Origin of the sequence: Ramlibacter sp. (assembly GCF_041916345.1) — a bacterium.
In the GTDB taxonomy this organism is placed as follows: Bacteria; Pseudomonadota; Gammaproteobacteria; order Burkholderiales; family Burkholderiaceae_C; genus Ramlibacter.
In genome coordinates, this window is the sequence record NZ_JAYRZR010000094.1 from 1 (window position 1) to 15,569 (window position 15,569).

At 70.3% G+C, this 15,569-nt stretch carries 15 protein-coding genes and 1 tRNA gene; 11 read left to right on the forward strand and 5 right to left on the reverse strand.

The features are described 5' to 3' along the window. Nucleotides 1-340: 340 nt before the first annotated feature. Nucleotides 341-1,348: a heat-inducible transcriptional repressor HrcA gene (gene hrcA / locus ACE3T5_RS18165; protein ID WP_374669515.1), complete on the reverse strand. Its 1,008-nt coding sequence runs from the start codon at nucleotides 1,346-1,348 to the stop codon at nucleotides 341-343. A gap of 50 nt (nucleotides 1,349-1,398) precedes the next feature. On the opposite strand from hrcA, the gene ACE3T5_RS18170 reads away from it, so the two are divergent. The 3 genes from ACE3T5_RS18170 (at nucleotide 1,399) to rapZ (ending at nucleotide 5,027) form a co-directional block, all read left to right on the forward strand. Beyond that, nucleotides 1,399-2,292 carry an NAD kinase gene (locus ACE3T5_RS18170; RefSeq protein ID WP_374669516.1) on the forward strand — a complete coding sequence of 298 codons (894 nt, stop codon included), beginning with the start codon at nucleotides 1,399-1,401 and terminating at the stop codon, nucleotides 2,290-2,292. A gap of 18 nt (nucleotides 2,293-2,310) precedes the next feature. Next, nucleotides 2,311-3,972: a DNA repair protein RecN gene (gene recN, locus ACE3T5_RS18175; protein WP_374669517.1), complete on the forward strand. Its 1,662-nt coding sequence runs from the start codon at nucleotides 2,311-2,313 to the stop codon at nucleotides 3,970-3,972. Nucleotides 3,973-4,154: 182 nt separating this feature from the next. Further along, nucleotides 4,155-5,027, forward strand: coding sequence for an RNase adapter RapZ (gene rapZ / locus ACE3T5_RS18180; protein WP_374669518.1), 873 nt, complete (start codon nucleotides 4,155-4,157; stop codon nucleotides 5,025-5,027). A gap of 95 nt (nucleotides 5,028-5,122) precedes the next feature. Here rapZ and mutY read toward each other — a convergent pair whose 3' ends face one another. Genes mutY through mutM form a run of 3 tightly spaced genes read right to left on the reverse strand, consistent with a single transcriptional unit; the run spans nucleotide 5,123 to nucleotide 9,036 of the window. Further along, on the reverse strand, nucleotides 5,123-6,208 hold the full coding sequence (gene mutY, locus ACE3T5_RS18185) for an A/G-specific adenine glycosylase (RefSeq protein ID WP_374669519.1): 1,086 nt from the start codon (nucleotides 6,206-6,208) through the stop codon (nucleotides 5,123-5,125). Continuing rightward, complete coding sequence (locus tag ACE3T5_RS18190; protein WP_374669520.1) at nucleotides 6,205-8,169, reverse strand: dynamin family protein; 1,965 nt, start codon at nucleotides 8,167-8,169, stop codon at nucleotides 6,205-6,207. The genes mutY and ACE3T5_RS18190 overlap by 4 nt, the downstream gene beginning before the upstream one ends. Nucleotides 8,170-8,220: 51 nt before the next feature. Further along, nucleotides 8,221-9,036 (reverse strand): bifunctional DNA-formamidopyrimidine glycosylase/DNA-(apurinic or apyrimidinic site) lyase, encoded by an 816-nt coding sequence (gene mutM / locus ACE3T5_RS18195; RefSeq protein ID WP_374669521.1) that lies wholly within the window; start codon nucleotides 9,034-9,036, stop codon nucleotides 8,221-8,223. Between the two features lie 32 nt (nucleotides 9,037-9,068). Here mutM and ACE3T5_RS18200 point away from each other — a divergent pair, with 32 nt between their 5' ends. From ACE3T5_RS18200 to ACE3T5_RS18235, 8 genes are all read left to right on the forward strand, one after another. After that, complete coding sequence (locus ACE3T5_RS18200; protein WP_374669522.1) at nucleotides 9,069-10,811, forward strand: tetratricopeptide repeat protein; 1,743 nt, start codon at nucleotides 9,069-9,071, stop codon at nucleotides 10,809-10,811. Further along, a complete protein-coding gene (locus ACE3T5_RS18205; RefSeq protein ID WP_374669523.1) occupies nucleotides 10,808-11,305 on the forward strand; it encodes a lipoprotein insertase outer membrane protein LolB in 498 nt (165 codons plus the stop codon). Before ACE3T5_RS18200 ends, ACE3T5_RS18205 begins: the two co-directional genes overlap by 4 nt. After that, the gene (gene ispE / locus ACE3T5_RS18210; RefSeq protein WP_374669524.1) at nucleotides 11,305-12,168 is read left to right on the forward strand and encodes a 4-(cytidine 5'-diphospho)-2-C-methyl-D-erythritol kinase; all 864 of its coding nucleotides are present in this window, start codon (nucleotides 11,305-11,307) and stop codon (nucleotides 12,166-12,168) included. Before ACE3T5_RS18205 ends, ispE begins: the two co-directional genes overlap by 1 nt. 20 nt (nucleotides 12,169-12,188) lie before the next feature. Continuing rightward, nucleotides 12,189-12,265, forward strand: a tRNA-Gln gene (locus ACE3T5_RS18215). Between the two features lie 34 nt (nucleotides 12,266-12,299). Beyond that, entirely contained in the window at nucleotides 12,300-13,277 is a 978-nt protein-coding gene (locus ACE3T5_RS18220) for a ribose-phosphate pyrophosphokinase (RefSeq protein ID WP_374669525.1), read from the forward strand. 80 nt (nucleotides 13,278-13,357) lie between these two features. Continuing rightward, entirely contained in the window at nucleotides 13,358-14,026 is a 669-nt protein-coding gene (locus ACE3T5_RS18225) for a 50S ribosomal protein L25/general stress protein Ctc (RefSeq protein WP_374669526.1), read from the forward strand. Nucleotides 14,027-14,185: 159 nt separating this feature from the next. Beyond that, a complete protein-coding gene (gene pth / locus ACE3T5_RS18230) occupies nucleotides 14,186-14,803 on the forward strand; it encodes an aminoacyl-tRNA hydrolase (RefSeq protein WP_374669527.1) in 618 nt (205 codons plus the stop codon). An 11-nt stretch (nucleotides 14,804-14,814) separates the two neighbouring features. Beyond that, complete coding sequence (locus tag ACE3T5_RS18235) at nucleotides 14,815-15,213, forward strand: hypothetical protein (protein ID WP_374669528.1); 399 nt, start codon at nucleotides 14,815-14,817, stop codon at nucleotides 15,211-15,213. Here the strand turns inward: ACE3T5_RS18235 and ACE3T5_RS18240 are convergent. Further along, nucleotides 15,173-15,448 carry a YfhL family 4Fe-4S dicluster ferredoxin gene (locus ACE3T5_RS18240; RefSeq protein ID WP_374669529.1) on the reverse strand — a complete coding sequence of 92 codons (276 nt, stop codon included), beginning with the start codon at nucleotides 15,446-15,448 and terminating at the stop codon, nucleotides 15,173-15,175. The genes ACE3T5_RS18235 and ACE3T5_RS18240 overlap by 41 nt on opposite strands. Nucleotides 15,449-15,569 lie beyond the last annotated feature (121 nt).

A 15,569-nucleotide genomic window follows, 5' to 3' on the forward strand; every position in this document is an offset into this window, starting at 1 on the left:
CCTCGCGGCTGCGCGAGCGCTCAGCCCATAGAACCCCATCCAGTGCCTGGCCCGCGCGTTGACACCAAAGCGGCCCGCATCCCAAGCCGGGGAAGGGGGAACTGCGCCCAAGTGCGAGAGATTGACCTTTGCCAGCGCATCAATCAGCCCGGTCGTCTGCCTGAAAGTCGCCAGAACAGGTCATTCACGGCAAAAAGCTCATACAGTGCGCCGCTCGTGAAATATCCGGGCTAGGAGGTGATGGTGTGCCGAGACCTCCTGGATTCCCGCCTGCGCGGGAATGACGACTCAAAGGACTTCTGGATCCCCGCCTTCGTGGGGATGACGGTGCCGCGCACCGTCACTTGTTGTGACTCAGCGCGTTACCCACCAGCCGCGCCGTGATGTCCACGATCTGGATCATGCGGTCATAGGGCATGCGGGTCGGGCCGATCACGCCCAGGGTGCCGACCACCTGGCCATCCACCTCGTACGGCGCGCTCACCACCGAGAGCTCCTCGATGGGGACGACCTGGCTTTCGCCGCCGATGAAGATGCGCACGCCGTCGGCCTGGCTGGAGACGTCCAGCAGGCGCATGAGCTGGGTCTTCTGCTCGAACAGCTCGAAGGCGCGGCGCAGGTTGCCCATGTCCTGCGAGAAGTCGCTCACGGCCAGCAGGTTGCGCTCACCTGCGATCACCACCTCGTCCTGGGCCTGCGTCATCGCGTCGCTGGTGGCGTCCACCGCGGTGCGCATCAGCTCCACGATCTCGCCGCGCAGGGCCTCCACCTCGCTCTTCAGGCGCTCGCGCACCGCCTCCATGGTGAGGCCGCTGTAATGCGCGTTCAGGAAGTTGGCGGCCTCGCCCAGCTGCGTCTGCGTGTAGTCAGCCGCCGTGTGCACCACGCGGTTCTGCACGTCGCCCTCGGGCGAGACGATGATGACGAGGATGCGGCGCTCCGACAGGCGCAGGAACTCGATGTGGCGGAACACCGAGGTGCGCCGTGGCGCCACCACCACGCCCACGAACTGCGACAGGCTGGACAGCATGTGCGCCGCGTTGGCGATCACCTTCTGCGGCTGGTCGTGCGGCAGGGCCTGGGCCGTCACCAGTTCGTCACGGCGGGCGGTGAGCATCGTGTCCACGAACAGGCGGTAGCCGCGCGCGGTGGGCACCCGCCCGGCGGAGGTGTGGGGGCTGGCGACCAGGCCCAGCTCCTCCAGGTCGGACATGACGTTGCGGATGGTGGCGGGCGACAGCTCCAGCCCCGAGGCGCGAGAGAGCGTGCGCGAGCCCACGGGCTGCCCCTCGGCGATATAGCGCTCGATCAGGGCTTTCAACAACAGCTTGGCACGATCGTCGAGCATGGGGGTGAGGGACCGGAGCCCCGCGATGATTTTAATGATCTAATTTCCCGATGAAATCCATCTTCCGGCAGGTGGGGCTGATCGGCAAGTACCACGCCGCGGTTCCCGCCGGCGTGGCGGCGGCCAGCCGTGCCGCGCTGGAAGACATCGCCCACTTCCTGTCCGGGCAGGGCTGCGAGGTCGCGGTCGAGCGCGAGACGGCCTCGTCCTTCGGGCTCGTCGGCCATGCCGTGCTCGACCTGCAGGCCCTCGGTGCCGCCTGCGACCTGGTGGTGGTGGTGGGCGGTGACGGCACCATGCTGGGCGTGGGCCGGCAGCTCGCGCACCACGGCGTGCCACTGGTGGGCATCAACCAGGGTCGCCTGGGCTTCATCACCGACATCCCGCTGGACGGCTACGCCACCGTGCTGCCCCCCATGCTGGCCGGCCAGTACGCGGAGGACTTCCGCACGCTCATGCATGCGCGGGTGGTGCGAGACGGCCACTGCGTGTTCGACGCCCTGGCGATGAACGACGTGGTGGTCAACCGTGGCGCCACTTCCGGCATGGTGGAACTGCGGGTGGAGGTGGACGGCCACTTCGTGGCCAACCAGCGCGCCGACGGCCTGATCGTCGCCTCGCCCACCGGCTCCACCGCCTATGCGCTGTCGGCGGGCGGGCCCATGCTGCACCCGGGCAACCCCGGCTGGGTGATGGTGCCGATCGCGCCGCACACGCTGTCCAACCGCCCGCTGGTGCTGCCGGACCACGTGGAGATCGCGATCGAGCTGGTCTCCGGCCGCGATGCCAGCGCCAACTTCGACATGCAGTCACTCGCGTCACTGCTTCACGGTGACCGCATCACCGTGCGGCGATCCCAGCACCGGGTACGATTCCTGCACCCCAGGGGCTGGACCTGGTTCGACACCCTGCGCAAGAAGCTGCACTGGAACGAGGGCGCCTGAACGCCATCCAACTGTCCCATGAGCCTGAAACGCATCGCCCTGCGCGACTTCGTCATCGTCCGGGAGCTGGAACTCGATCTCGCCGGCGGCTTCACCGTGCTCACCGGCGAGACCGGCGCCGGCAAGTCCATCCTCGTCGACGCGCTGCAGCTCGCACTGGGCGCCCGGGCGGATGCTGCGGTGGTGCGCGAAGGCGCGCAGCGCGCCGAGATCAGCGTCGAATTCGATCCGCCGCCCGAGCTGGCCCCCTGGCTGGAGGAGGCGGGCTTCGAGGCCGCAGACGCCTTGCTGCTGCGCCGCACCGTCGACGCCCAGGGCAAGAGCCGCGCCTGGATCAACGGCAGCGTCGCTACAGCCGCCCAATTGCGCGAGGCGGGTGAGCGGCTGGTGGACATCCACGGCCAGCACGCCTGGCAAAGCCTCACCCGCCCGGCCGACGTGCGCGGCCTGCTCGACGCCTATGGCCGCATCGACACCACCGCGCTCGCCCGGGCCTGGCAGGCCTGGCGCGTTGCGCAGCAGGCGCTGGACGAAGCCCGCGCCGCGCAGGACACCCTGCAGCGCGAGCGCGAGCGACTGGCCTGGCAGATCGGCGAGCTCGACAAGCTCGCGCCGGGCGCGGACGAATGGGACAGCCTGAACGTGCAGCACGGCCGGCTGGCGAACGCCCAGACGCTGATCGACGCGGCGCAGGCCGCGCAGGCGGCGCTGGATGGCGAAGAAGGCAGCGTGCGCTCGGGCCTGGCCGCCGCGCTGGAGCAGCTGCAGGCACAGGCCCACCTGGAGCCGCAGTTCCAGGCCGTGGCCGAGGTGCTGGCCTCCGCGCTCGCGCAGGCCGAGGACGCCGCGCACAGCCTGCAGACCTGGCTGCGCCGCACCGATGTCGATCCGGAACGCCTGGCCGAACTCGATGCACGCGTGGCCGCCTGGCTCTCGCTGGCGCGGCGCTTCCGTCGCACGCCGCCCGAGCTGCCGGCGCTGCTGGCCGGCTGGAAGGACGAGCTTGCCCGCCTGGATGCCGCGGCTGACCTGGGCAGCCTGGAGGCTGCCGCGCAGCGCGCCGAGGCAGCCTATCAGTCAGAGGCCCGCCGTATCTCGCAGGCCCGCGCCAAGGCCGCACCGTTGCTGGCCAAGGCAGTCACCCAGGCCATGCAGGGGCTGGGCATGCAGGGCGGCCGCTTCGAGGTGGCGCTGGACAAGGCGGCACAGCCTGCCGCCCACGGCCTGGAGGACATCGCCTTCCTGGTGGCCGGGCATGCGGGCAGCACACCGCGCCCGGTGGGCAAGGTGGCCTCCGGCGGCGAGCTCTCGCGCATCGCGCTGGCCATCGCCGTCACCACCAGCCAGCTCGGCGCGGCCGGCACGCTGATCTTCGACGAGGTCGATTCGGGCGTGGGCGGCGCCGTCGCCGAGACGGTAGGCCGCCTGATGAAGCAGCTCGGACGCGACAGGCAGGTGCTGGCCGTCACGCACCTGCCGCAGGTCGCCGCCTGCGCGGACTGGCACCTGGTGGTGGCCAAGCAGGGCGACGGCCAGGGCGTGGCCAGCACGGTGACCCCCGTGAGCGGCGAGCAACGCGTGGCCGAGGTGGCGCGCATGCTGGGCGGCGAGCGCCTGTCGGGCACCACGCTCGCGCACGCCAAGGAGATGCTGGACGGCGCCACGGCCGAGGGCGGGTGACTGCCATGAGCCGCCGGGCCGCCCCAAGGCAAATCCCGCAGCGCGCAGCGCGGAGGGGAGTCCTATGAGCCGCCGGGCCGCCCCAAGGCAAATCCCGCAGCGCGCAGCGCGGAGGGGAGTCCTATGAGCCGCCGGGCCGCCCCAAGGCAAATCCCGCAGCGCGCAGCGCGGAGGGAAAGCCAGTGACCCTGGAGCTCGTGCTCGTCACCGGCATGTCGGGTTCCGGCAAGTCGGTGGCGCTGCGCGCGCTGGAAGACACCGGCTACTTCTGCGTCGACAACCTGCCGCCCGAGCTGCTGCAGGATTTCGTGGCGCTGGAGCTCAAGCAGTCGGCGCGCCGCGTCGCCATCGCCATGGACGTGCGCAGCGCCACCGCCCTGCCCCTGGTGCCCGAGCAGTTGCGAACCCTGCAGGCGCAGGGCATCGAAGTGCAGCCGCTGTTCCTGGACGCCACCACCGACACGCTGGTGCGCCGCTTCTCCGAGACACGGCGCCGCCACCCGCTGTCCACCACCACGGCAGAGGCCGGCCTGGACCAGCAGCGCGCCCTGGTGGAGGCGATCGAGCTCGAGCGCGAACTGCTCGCCGACCTGCGCGAGAACGCGCACGTGATCGATTCCAGCGTGCTGCGGCCGGCGCAGTTGCAGGCCTACGTGAAGGCGCTGCTGTCCACGCCGCCGGGGCAGCTGAACCTGGTGTTCGAGTCGTTTGCGTTCAAGCGCGGCATTCCGGTCGATGCCGACTACGTGTTCGACGTGCGCATGCTGCCCAACCCGCACTACGAGCCGGAACTGCGCGAGCTCACCGGGCTGGACGGCCCCGTGGCCGAGTACCTGGCGCAGTCACCGGAGGTCGAGCAGATGTACGGTCACATCGCGGGCTTCCTGTCGCACTGGCTCGGCCCGCTGGACCGCAACCACCGCAGCTATGTCACGGTGGCCATCGGCTGCACCGGCGGGCAGCACCGCTCGGTCTACCTGGTCGAGCGTCTCGCCACGCATTTCGCCGGCCGCTGGACCACGCACAAGCGGCATCGGGAGATCGGCGCGGTGTGAGGGTGCAGGGGGAGTGCCCGTGCGTTCTATGGCAAACCGTTCATTGCCCCTGGTAGGCTGGGGTGGAGCGAAGCGCAACCCCAGCGCTTCCGCCCCTAAGCCAACACCTCAAGCAGGCGCCGCACCGGTGTCGGCAGCCCCAGCGCCGGCCAGGCCAGCGGTGTCTGCCACGCACCCGGACAATCCGGATCATCAGCGCCCGGTCCCCGCCAGCGCGGCGGCAGGTCCGCATACACCGGATGCAGATGCAGATCCTTGTGGGTCAGCACGTGCACGAAGACCTGCCCCTCGCGCACATCGCCTGACAGGCGGACCGGCAATGCCGCAACCAAGGCCGCTCGGTCCGCGAACGCGGGCAGCGCATGCAGCGAAGCCCACACGCCGCGCGCCGGCCGGCGCTGCAGCCACACGGCGCCATCGGCCCGGCGCGCCACCAGCAGCCACATCGACTCCGCACTGCGCTTGAGCTTGCGCGTGCGACGCGGAAAGGCCTCCGGCTCGCCCCGGCGGGCCGCTTCGCAATCGCGCTGCACCGGACACTGGCCGCACAGCGGCTTGCGCGGCAGGCAGACCGTGGCGCCGAGGTCCATCAAGCCCTGGGTGTAGGCCGGCATGGCCGTGGTCAGGTCACGCGTGGGCAGGAGGCGTTGTGCCTGTTCGTGCAAGGCGCGGCGGGCGGGTGCCTGGGCCAAGTCCTGCTCGAACGCGAGCAGGCGCGCCAGCACGCGCTGCACGTTGCCGTCGAAGATGGCCACCCGCTCGCCGAAGCAGAACGCCGCGATGGCGGCCGCCGTCGAGGGGCCGATGCCGGGCAGGGCCTCCAGCTCGCTCGCCGTGGCCGGGAAGGCCGCGCCCGGCCGCTGCGCCACGGCCTGCGCGCAGCGGTGCAGGTTGCGCGCGCGGCTGTAGTAGCCCAGGCCGCTCCACAGAGCGAGCACGTCGTCCAGCGGCGCCGCGGCCAGCGCGCGCACGTCGGGGAAACGGGCCAGGAAGCGCGAGTAGAGCCCGAGCACGGTGGTGACCTGGGTCTGCTGCAGCATCACCTCGGACAGCCACACGCGATACGGGTCGCGGGTGCCCTGCCAGGGCAGGCCATGGCGACCGTGCCGGGCCTGCCACTGGATCACATGGCGTGCAAAGGCCGGCGGCAAGCCCGCCTGCGCCGGCGCGGGCGCCGTCATGCGGTCTTGAGGGCAGGCTCGGCCTCGTCGGCCAGGGCTTCCGGGGGGGCCGAGGTGAGATGCGCGGTCAGCTCGGAGAGCTTGGCATCGAGCTGGTCGAGCGCGGCCTCCTGCTGGTCGATCTCGGCGATGCGGTCATCCAGGCCGCTGGCGGCCTGCTGGATGCGCTCGATGGCCTCGATGCGGCGGCCGAAGTTGCGGCGGCGCTCGCGCAGCTGCGCATCCAGCTGGGCGGCGGCGGACTTGTTCCAAAGCTCCACCTCGCCCAGCGCCGACTCATAGATCACGCGCAGGCGGGTGGCCAGCGCGCGCACCAGGCGATCGGCGAATTCGGGCTGCGCCAGCCGCAGCGCATTGCCCACGCCCAGGTACTGGTTGTGGCTGCGCTCGACCAGATCGAGATCGCGCTCGTAGCGGGCGAGCTCCGGCTCGCGCGGGGCCTGCAGGGAGAAGCCGTACTCGGCATTGAGCTGGCGGAAGGTGCCCGTCAGCATGGACTGGATCTCGCCGCTGGTGGTCTGCGCCTTGCGCAAGCCGGCGCGCAGGCGCTCGAAGGTCTCGGCATACGCCTTGCGCACGCCCAGCTTGATGCCGGGCTGGCGCAGCGCCTGGGTGAGCTCGGTCATCTCGGACTTGAGCGTGCTGGTACCCAGCAGCGTGAACACCTCGCGCAGCAGCTTCAGGTGCACGGAGCGCACCGCATGGATCTTGGCGCCGCTGGCGTCGAAATCGCCCTGCTCCTGCTCGATGCGGGCGCGCATGTGCTTGATGACGGAGGTGTTCTTGCCGCGCAGGCCTTTCAGCTCCACCATCTGCTCGGCCAGGTCGCGGCGGCGGATGCCGATCACGCGGGCGGCCTCCGAGCGCAGCTCGGCCACGTTGCCGGCCACGGCGGAGCGCAGGATCTTCTGCCGCTGGCCCATCACGCTCTCGGCCAGGGCCTGCTCCAGCACGGGCAGGCGGCTGGCGGCCAGCAGTTCCTTGTCGTCGTTGACCTTGGCGACCAGGCCCTTCTGGGCCGAGACCGGGATCACCTGGTCCTGCCGCAGGCCCAGCGTCTCGGCCGTGTTGGCGCGCTGGCGATCGATCTGGGCCTGCACCTGGATGGGGGTGCTCAGCGAGTCCCACATCGTGTCGATCTTGTTCAGCACCACCAGGCGGGCGTCGGTGTCCTCGTCCTCGGCGATCAGGTGCTCGCGCCAGATGGCAAGATCGGACTTGGTGACGCCGGTGTCGGCCGCCAGGATGAACACCACCGCATGCGCCTGCGGGATCAGGTTGACCGTCAGCTCCGGCTCGGCGCCGATGGCGTTCAGGCCCGGGGTGTCCAGGATCACCAACCCCTGCTTGAGCAGCGGGTGGGCAATGTTGATCAGGGCGTGGCGCCACTTGGGCACTTCCACCAGGCCGTCGGCGCCGATGGGCGGGTTGTCCTCGGGGTTGTCCTCGTGCCAGAAGCCCAGGGCCTTGGCCTGCTCTTGCGTGACGCGCAGCACCTCCGAGACCTTCTCGAAGGCCTGGGCGAGCTGCGCCGGGTCGTTCACGTCCAGGTCGACGCGGGTCCACTTCTCGGGGACCATGCGCCATTCCATCAGCGGCTGCATCTGCAGGCGCGTCTCGATGGGGAGCAGGCGCAGGCAGGGTGGTACCTCGGCGTCGTAGCCCAGCTCGGTCGGGCACATGGTGGTGCGCCCGGCGCTGGCCGGCATGATGCGGCGCTTGTAGCCGGCAAAGAAGATCGCGTTGATCAGCTCCGACTTGCCGCGCGAGAACTCGGCGACGAAGGCCACCATGACCTTGTCGGAGCGCATCTGGCCTTCCAGCCGGCGCAGGCGCTCCTCGACCGCGCTGTCCAGCAGATCATGGTCCTTCAGCCACTCGCCCAGCAGCTTCAGTCGCAGGGCGAATTCGCGCCGCCATACGCCGTGCTGGTCGAACTGTTCATTGAAGGATGTGGCCAATCTGGGTCCTCGGAGGCGGTTTCACTATATCAGCCCGTGATATTAGAGACCTCAGGTTTTCTGGCAATGCGGGCACCAGAAAGTGGAGCGCTGCCCCTGGCGAATCATGCGGACGACTGTGCCGCAGACGCGACACGGCTCGCCGGCCCGGCCATAGACCATGGCCTCCAGCTGGAACAGGCCGCTCTCGCCGTGGGCATCGGTGAAGTCCCGCAGCGTGCTGCCCCCGCGCTGGACGGCGCGCGCGAGGATGTCCCGCACGGCGGCGTGCAGGCGGGCGGCCCGGGGCCGGCTGATGCGCGCGGCTGGCAGCGTGGGGCGGATGCCGGCCCGGAAGAGCGCCTCCGACGCATAGATATTGCCCACCCCCACCACCACGTCACCCGCCAGCAGCACCTGCTTGATCGGCGCGCGGCGGCGGCGCAGGGCGGCGTGGAAGGCGGCGGGGTCGAAGTCCGGCCCCAGCGGCTCCACCCCCAGGCCGGCCAGCAGCTTGCGCGCCTCGGGGGCGTCCTCCCCGGCGGCATGCACCACGGCGCCGAAGCGGCGGGGGTCGTTCAGGCGCAGCACGCCGCGGTCGGTGACCAGGTCGAAGTGGTCATGGACGCCCGGCGCCGGCAGGGCGGTGTCGAACCGCAGACTGCCCGACATGCCCAGGTGCAGCAGCAGCAGGCCCTGGTCCAGATCCAGCAGCAGGTACTTGCCGCGCCGCCGGACCCCCAGCACCTGCCGGCCGGCGAGCACCCCGGGCTCGCAACCCAGCGGCCAGCGCAGCGGCTTGCCCAGGCGCACCGCCTGGATGCGCGCCCCGGCAATGCGGCCGGCAAAGCTCAGGCGGGTGACTTCGACTTCGGGGAGTTCGGGCATGAGGGGAAACGGCCTTGGGCTATTATGGTTTGATGAAGCGTCACGCCCCCGTGGTGCTGTCCCTGCTCGTGGCCTGGGCGGCCGCCCCGGGACTGCATGCCCAGACCGCCACCCCGCCCGCCCAGGCGGCCTCCGCACCCCGCGCGAGCGCCATGGACGAGCCCCTGTTCTACCAGTTGCTGGTGGGTGAGATCACCGCCCGCGGCAACGATCCCGGGGCCGGCTTCGCCCTCATCCTCGACGCCGCGCGCAAGACCAACGACCCCGCCCTGTACCAGCGCGCGGTCGACATCGCACGGCAGGCCCGCGCAGGTGATCTGGCCCTGCAGGCCGCGCGCGCCTGGAAGCAGGCGCATCCGCAGTCGCGCGAGGCCAACCGCGAGCTGCTGCAGATCCTGGTGGCGCTCAACCGCATCGCCGAGAGCGCCGACGCCATGCGCACCGAGATCGCCCTGGCCGACCCCAAGGAGCGATCACTGGTGATCGGCGCCATTCCCCGCTTCTATTCGCGCGCACCGGACAAGAAGCAGGCCGCCACGGTCGTCGAGCTGGCCCTGGCCGACGCCCTGCAGCGCACCGAGACGGGCCCGGCCGCCTGGACGGCCGTGGGCCGCATGCGCCTGGCCGCCGGCGACACCGCCGGCGCGCTGGAAGCCGCGCGCCGCGCGCAGGCCCTCAATGCCCGCGCGGAAGGCCCGGCCCTGCTGGCGCTGGAGCTGATGGAACCCAAGCTGCCCCAGGCCGAAGCCCTGGTGAAGAAGTACCTGGAGGGCAAGCCCCTGGCCGAGATCCGCATGGCGTATGCCCGGGTGCTGCTGGACGCCCAGCGCTACCCGGAGGCCTTGCAGCAGATCCAGGTGATCACCGCGGAGCGGCCCGAATTCGCCGAAGCGTGGCTGGTGCAGGGCACGCTGCTCGTGCAGGACAACCAGCTCCCGGGCGCCGAGACGGCGTTGAAGCGCTATGTGGAGCTGGCCCAGGCCCAGCGCGGCACCGAGGACCGCAGCCGCGGCCTGGCGCAGGCCTACCTCTCGCTCGCCCAGGTGGCCGAGAAGCGCAAGGACTACGCCCTGGCCGGCGCCTGGCTGGACAAGATCGAGAACGCCCAGGACCTGATGGCGGCGCAGAGCCGCCGCGCCTCGCTCATGGCGCGCCAGGGGCGGCTGGACGATGCGCGCAAGCTGCTCAAGGCCCTGCCCGAGCGCAACCCCGGCGACGCCCGCATGAAGGTGATGGCCGAGGTGCAGCTGCTGCGCGAGCACAAGCAGTACAAGGCCGCCTACGAGCTGCTGGGCGAGGCCGTGGCCCGCGACCGCGCGGACATGGACCTGGTCTACGACCAGGCCATGATGGCCGAGAAGATGGGCGACCTGGAAGCCATGGAACGCCTGCTTCGCCAGGTGATGGCGACCAAGCCCGACTATCACCATGCCTACAACGCCCTGGGCTACTCGCTGGCGGATCGCGGCGTGCGGCTCGCCGAGGCCAAGGGCCTGATCCAGAAGGCCCTGGAGTTCGCGCCGGGCGACCCCTTCATCACCGACAGCCTGGGCTGGGTCGAGTTCCGCCTGGGCAACCGCACCGAGGCCCTGCGCCTGCTGGAAACCGCGTACAAGGCGCGGCCCGACGCCGAGATCGCGGCCCACCTGGGCGAGGTGCTGTGGACCCTGGGCCAGCGTGATCGCGCCCAGGTGATCTGGCGCGAGGGCCTGCTGCTCAACGCCGAGAACGACACCCTGCTGGAAACGCTCAAGCGCCTGAAGGTCAAGCCGTGATCCTGCGCGTGCGGGCTGGCGCCGCGAGGGCGCTGGCCATGGGTCTGGTGGCCGCCGCGCTGCTGGGCTGTGCCACGCCCCCTCCGACCGCGACGGACGGCCGGGCATGGGCCGGCCGGCTGGCCCTGTCGGTCGACGATGAGCGCCACACAGCCCTGTCGGCCGGATTCGATCTGCGCGGCGACCCGCGCGCGGGCGAGCTGACCCTGCTTTCCCCGGTCGGCCTGACCCTGGCCCGACTGAGCTGGGCCCCCGGCGAGGCGGTGCTGCATGCCGGCGGCGAGGCGCGCCGCTTCGATTCACTCCAGGCCCTGGCCATCGCAGCCACCGGCACCGAACTGCCGCTGGCCGCCCTGTTCGACTGGCTCGACGGGCGGCCCACGCCCGTGCCAGGCTGGGAGGTGGACCTGAGCGGCCTGCCACAGGGCCGGCTGCTCGCAATGCGCGCCAGCCCACCGCCTGCGGCCCGGCTGCGCCTGGTGCTGGAGCGCTGATGCTCGCCCTGTACGACGTGCCGGCACCGGCCAAGCTCAACCTGTTCCTGCACGTGACCGGGCGCCGGCCGGATGGCTACCACCTGCTGCAGTCGGTGTTCATGCTGATCGACTGGCACGACACGCTGCACTTCGAGCGGCGCAGCGATGGGGCGCTGAGCCGCGAGGACCTGGCCGAGCCCCTGCCCGCGGACGATCTCACGCTGCGCGCCGCACGGGCGCTGCAGCAGGCTACTGGCTGCACGCAGGGCGCGCACATCGGCGTGTACAAGCGCGTGCCCGCGCAGGCCGGGATGGGCGGCGGCTCGTCCGACGCCGCGAGCTGTCTGCTGGCGCTCAACCGGCTCTGGGGCCTGGGTCTGAACGGCAGTGCGCTTGAAAGGATCGGCCTTGCGCTGGGCGCCGACGTGCCGTTCTTCCTGCGGGGACGCAACGCGTGGGTCGAAGGCATCGGGGAAAGCATCACCCCGGTCCAGGTTCCGGCAGGCCGCTTCCTGGTGGTCAAGCCGGCGGGCGGACTGGCCACCGCCGACATCTTTCGACACCCGGCGCTGAAACGCGATTGCGACGGTGCTACAATCGCGGACTTTGCTGCAAGCCCATTTGGCTTCGGGGTCAACAGCCTCGAATCCGTGGCCCGGTGGCTGAGCCCTGAAGTGGGCGCGGCGCTGGACTGGCTGGGCTCGCAGGGACTGCAAGGTCGCATGACAGGCTCCGGCAGCGCGGTGTTCGCCCCGCTGGCGCCGCATCAGCAGGCGAGCCAGGCAGTTCCGGCGGGCTGGACGGCGCGGGTCTGCGGCAATTTGGAGGTCCATCCCCTGGTGGGGTGGGCACCCAGCGACGATTCATCGGTGGCCGGCTGATTCCAGCCGACCTCCTGTGTAGGGGAGTCGCCAAGTTGGTTAAGGCACCGGATTTTGATTCCGGCATTCGAGGGTTCGAGTCCTTCCTCCCCTGCCACTTTCTCTAGGGCACACAACTCGCTGGGACCGTCATGCAGGTTGCTCCCACTCCCGACTTCATGGTCTTCACCGGCAACGCCAATCCGGCGCTCGCCGCGGAGATCGCACGTCACCTGGGCATCGGCCTCGGCGCGGCCTCGGTCGGCCGCTTCTCCGATGGCGAGGTCACGGTGGAGATCAACACGAACGTCCGTGCCCGCGACGTCTTCGTGGTGCAGTCCACCTGCGCGCCCACCAACGAGAACCTGATGGAACTGCTGATCATGGTCGACGCGCTCAAGCGCGCTTCGGCCGAACGCATCAGCGCCGTCATTCCCTACTTCGGCTACGCCCGCCAGGACCGCCGCCCGCGCTCCAGCCGCGTGCCCATCTCCGCCAAGGTGGTCGCCAACCTGCTCGAAACGGTGGGCGTGGCCCGCGTGCTGACCATGGACCTGCACGCCGACCAGATCCAGGGCTTCTTCGACATCCCGGTGGACAACATCTACGCGTCGCCGGTGCTGCTGGGCGATCTGCGGCAGAAGAACTACGAAGACCTGATCGTCGTCTCGCCCGACGTCGGTGGCGTGGTGCGCGCCCGGGCGCTGGCCAAGCAGCTCGGCACCGACCTGGCCATCATCGACAAGCGTCGGCCCAAGGCCAACGTGTCCGAGGTGATGCACGTCATCGGCGAGATCGAGGGCCGCAACTGCGTGATCATGGACGACATGATCGACACCGCCGGCACCCTGGTGAAGGCCGCCGAGGTGCTGAAGGAGCGCGGCGCGAAGCACGTGTACGCCTATTGCACGCACCCCATCTTCTCGGGTCCCGCCATCGACCGCATCGCCAAGGGCTCGGCCCTCGACGAGGTCGTGGTGACCAACACCATTCCGCTGTCGGACGCCGCGCGCGGCTGCAGCAAGATCCGCCAGCTCACCGTGGCGCCGCTGGTCGCCGAGACGATCCAGCGCATCGCCAAGGGTGAGTCGGTGATGAGCCTGTTTTCGGAGCAGGTGAACCTGTTCTGATTCCCCGCGGGCGGCCTCGCGCCGCTCTTTCTTGAAACCGGAGCCGAACTGGTCGCGGTCGGCTTCCAACGGAGATTGACATGAAATTCGTCGCTTTCGAGCGCGCCAAGCAGGGCACGGGTGCGAGCCGCCGCCTGCGCAACGTCGGCAAGACCCCCGGCATCGTCTACGGCGGCTCCGGCCAGCCGCAGCTGATCGAGCTGGACCACAACGCGCTGTTCCATGCGCTGAAGAAGGAAGCCTTCCACTCCTCCATCCTCGAGATGGAACTGGCCGGCCAGACCAGCAAGGTGCTGCTGCGTGACGTGCAGTACCACCCGTACAAGGCGCAGATCGTGCACGTGGACTTCCAGCGCGTGGACGCCAACACCCGCCTGCACATGAAGGTGCCGCTGCACTACAAGGGCGAGGAAGAGTCCACCGCCGTCAAGCTGGATCACTGCCTGGTGAACCACGTGATGAACGAGCTCGACGTGTCCTGCCTGCCGGCCGACCTGCCCGAGTTCATCGAGGTCGACCTGTCCGGCCTGAAGAAGGGCACCTCGCTGCACCTGGCCGACATCGCCCTGCCCAAGGGCGTGAAGGCCGTGACCCACGGCAAGCCGAACCCGGTGCTGGTGGCCGTGGTGACGCCGGCCGCCGAAGAGTCGGCCGAGGCCGCTGCCGCCGCCGCGCCGGCGCCCGCCGCGGATGCCAAGGGTGGCAAGGCCGCTGCCAAGCCCGCCGCCAAGGCCCCGGCCAAGAAGTGATCCCGCGCGCGGCCGCGGCCGCGCCTGGTGTCCACAAGCCCGCCTTGCGCGGGCTTTTTTCATGCCGGTCCGGCGCCGATATGCTGTGACCGATGCACGCCCGCGAGCGGCATGAATGCGCTTCGCGGCACCTTCCCTCTCCCTCACCATCGCACTGCCATGATCAAGCTCTTCGTCGGCCTGGGCAACCCGGGCGCTGAATACGAGGCCACCCGCCACAACGCCGGCTTCTGGTGGGTGGACGCGCTGGCGCGCGAGCTGAAGGTGAGCCTTGCCTTCGACAAGGGCTGCCAGGGTCTGGTGGCGCGCGCGAACGTGCATGGCCACACGGTCTGGCTGCTGGAGCCGCAGACCTACATGAACCTCTCCGGCCGGGCAGTGGGCGCGCTGGCGCGCTTCTACAAGATCGCGCCGGAGGAGATCCTCGTGGTGCACGACGAGCTCGACGTCGTGCCCGGCCAGGCCAAGCTCAAGTTCGGCGGCGGCCATGCCGGCCACAACGGCCTGCGCGACATCCACGCACAACTGGGCACCGGCGACTACTGGCGCCTTCGCATCGGCATCGGCCACCCGGGCGTGAAGGCCGAGGTGGCGAACTGGGTGCTGAAGAAGCCCGCGCCCGATCAGCGCGAGGCCATCGAGGATTGCATCGCCCGCACGCTCCAGGCCTGGCCCGCGCTGCTCGCCGGCGAGATGGACAAGGCCACGCTGGTCATCCACACCCACAAGGCGCCCCGGCCCAAGCCGCCGCGGCCCGACAACCCCGCCCCCACCTGAGGAGACCTCCCATGCGCCCCTGCGTCACCGTGCTGGCCGTCCTGGCCCTCGCCACCGCCCTGCCGGCTGCGGCCCAGACCATCTGGCGCTGTGGCAACAGCTACAGCCAGACGCCGTGCGAGAGCGGCGCGATGGTGGCAGCGGCGGATCCGCGCACGGCGGCGGAGGCCCGGCAGGCGGAAGCAGGCGCTCGGGCCGACCTGCGGCGCGCGCAGGCGCTGGAGAAGGCCCGCCTGGCGCAGGAGAAGGCGGCGCCGCGCGCCGTGGTGATGGGCTCGCCACAGGCGGAACCCGCGCGGGCGGCGAAGGCGACACCGGCCGATGCGCGGCGCGGCAAGGACAAGCGGGGCGTGAAGCCACCCTCGCCCTTCACGGCGGTGGCGGTGGCGCCTCCTGCGCCGCGGCCGTGAGGCGGCGGTACTTCTCCCACAGGGTCTCGCGGGATTCGATGCGGGCCGGGTCGACAGGAATGCAGGCGACCGGACACACCTGCACGCACTGCGGTTCCTCGAAGTGGCCCACGCACTCGGTGCAGCGGTTCGGGTCGATCTGGTAGATCTCCGGCCCGAGCGAGATCGCCTGGTTGGGACACTCGGGCTCACAGACGTCGCAGTTGATGCACTCGTCGGTGATCATCAACGCCATGCGAAAGTTCTCCCGGCCATAGTCGTGGCATTATCCGCCGCCTGATGGGTCTGTTCCTTTTCAAGCGCCTGATCACCCTGGTCGCAACGCTGGTGGGCACCTCGATCGTGGTGTTCCTCGT

Excerpts from the sequence above, each read along its gene's own strand:
- hrcA (WP_374669515.1), bottom strand. The coding sequence starts at position 1,348 with ATGCTCGACGATCGTGCCAAGCTGTTGTTGAAAGCCCTGATCGAGCGC.
- mutM (WP_374669521.1), bottom strand. The coding sequence starts at position 9,036 with ATGCCCGAACTCCCCGAAGTCGAAGTCACCCGCCTGAGCTTTGCCGGC.
- ACE3T5_RS18170 (WP_374669516.1), top strand. The coding sequence starts at position 1,399 with ATGAAATCCATCTTCCGGCAGGTGGGGCTGATCGGCAAGTACCACGCC.
- ACE3T5_RS18220 (WP_374669525.1), top strand. The coding sequence starts at position 12,300 with ATGCAGGTTGCTCCCACTCCCGACTTCATGGTCTTCACCGGCAACGCC.
- recN (WP_374669517.1), top strand. The coding sequence starts at position 2,311 with ATGAGCCTGAAACGCATCGCCCTGCGCGACTTCGTCATCGTCCGGGAG.
- ispE (WP_374669524.1), top strand. The coding sequence starts at position 11,305 with ATGCTCGCCCTGTACGACGTGCCGGCACCGGCCAAGCTCAACCTGTTC.
- ACE3T5_RS18235 (WP_374669528.1), top strand. The coding sequence starts at position 14,815 with ATGCGCCCCTGCGTCACCGTGCTGGCCGTCCTGGCCCTCGCCACCGCC.
- pth (WP_374669527.1), top strand. The coding sequence starts at position 14,186 with ATGATCAAGCTCTTCGTCGGCCTGGGCAACCCGGGCGCTGAATACGAG.
- mutY (WP_374669519.1), bottom strand. The coding sequence starts at position 6,208 with ATGACGGCGCCCGCGCCGGCGCAGGCGGGCTTGCCGCCGGCCTTTGCA.
- ACE3T5_RS18225 (WP_374669526.1), top strand. The coding sequence starts at position 13,358 with ATGAAATTCGTCGCTTTCGAGCGCGCCAAGCAGGGCACGGGTGCGAGC.
- ACE3T5_RS18240 (WP_374669529.1), bottom strand. The coding sequence starts at position 15,448 with ATGGCGTTGATGATCACCGACGAGTGCATCAACTGCGACGTCTGTGAG.
- ACE3T5_RS18200 (WP_374669522.1), top strand. The coding sequence starts at position 9,069 with ATGAAGCGTCACGCCCCCGTGGTGCTGTCCCTGCTCGTGGCCTGGGCG.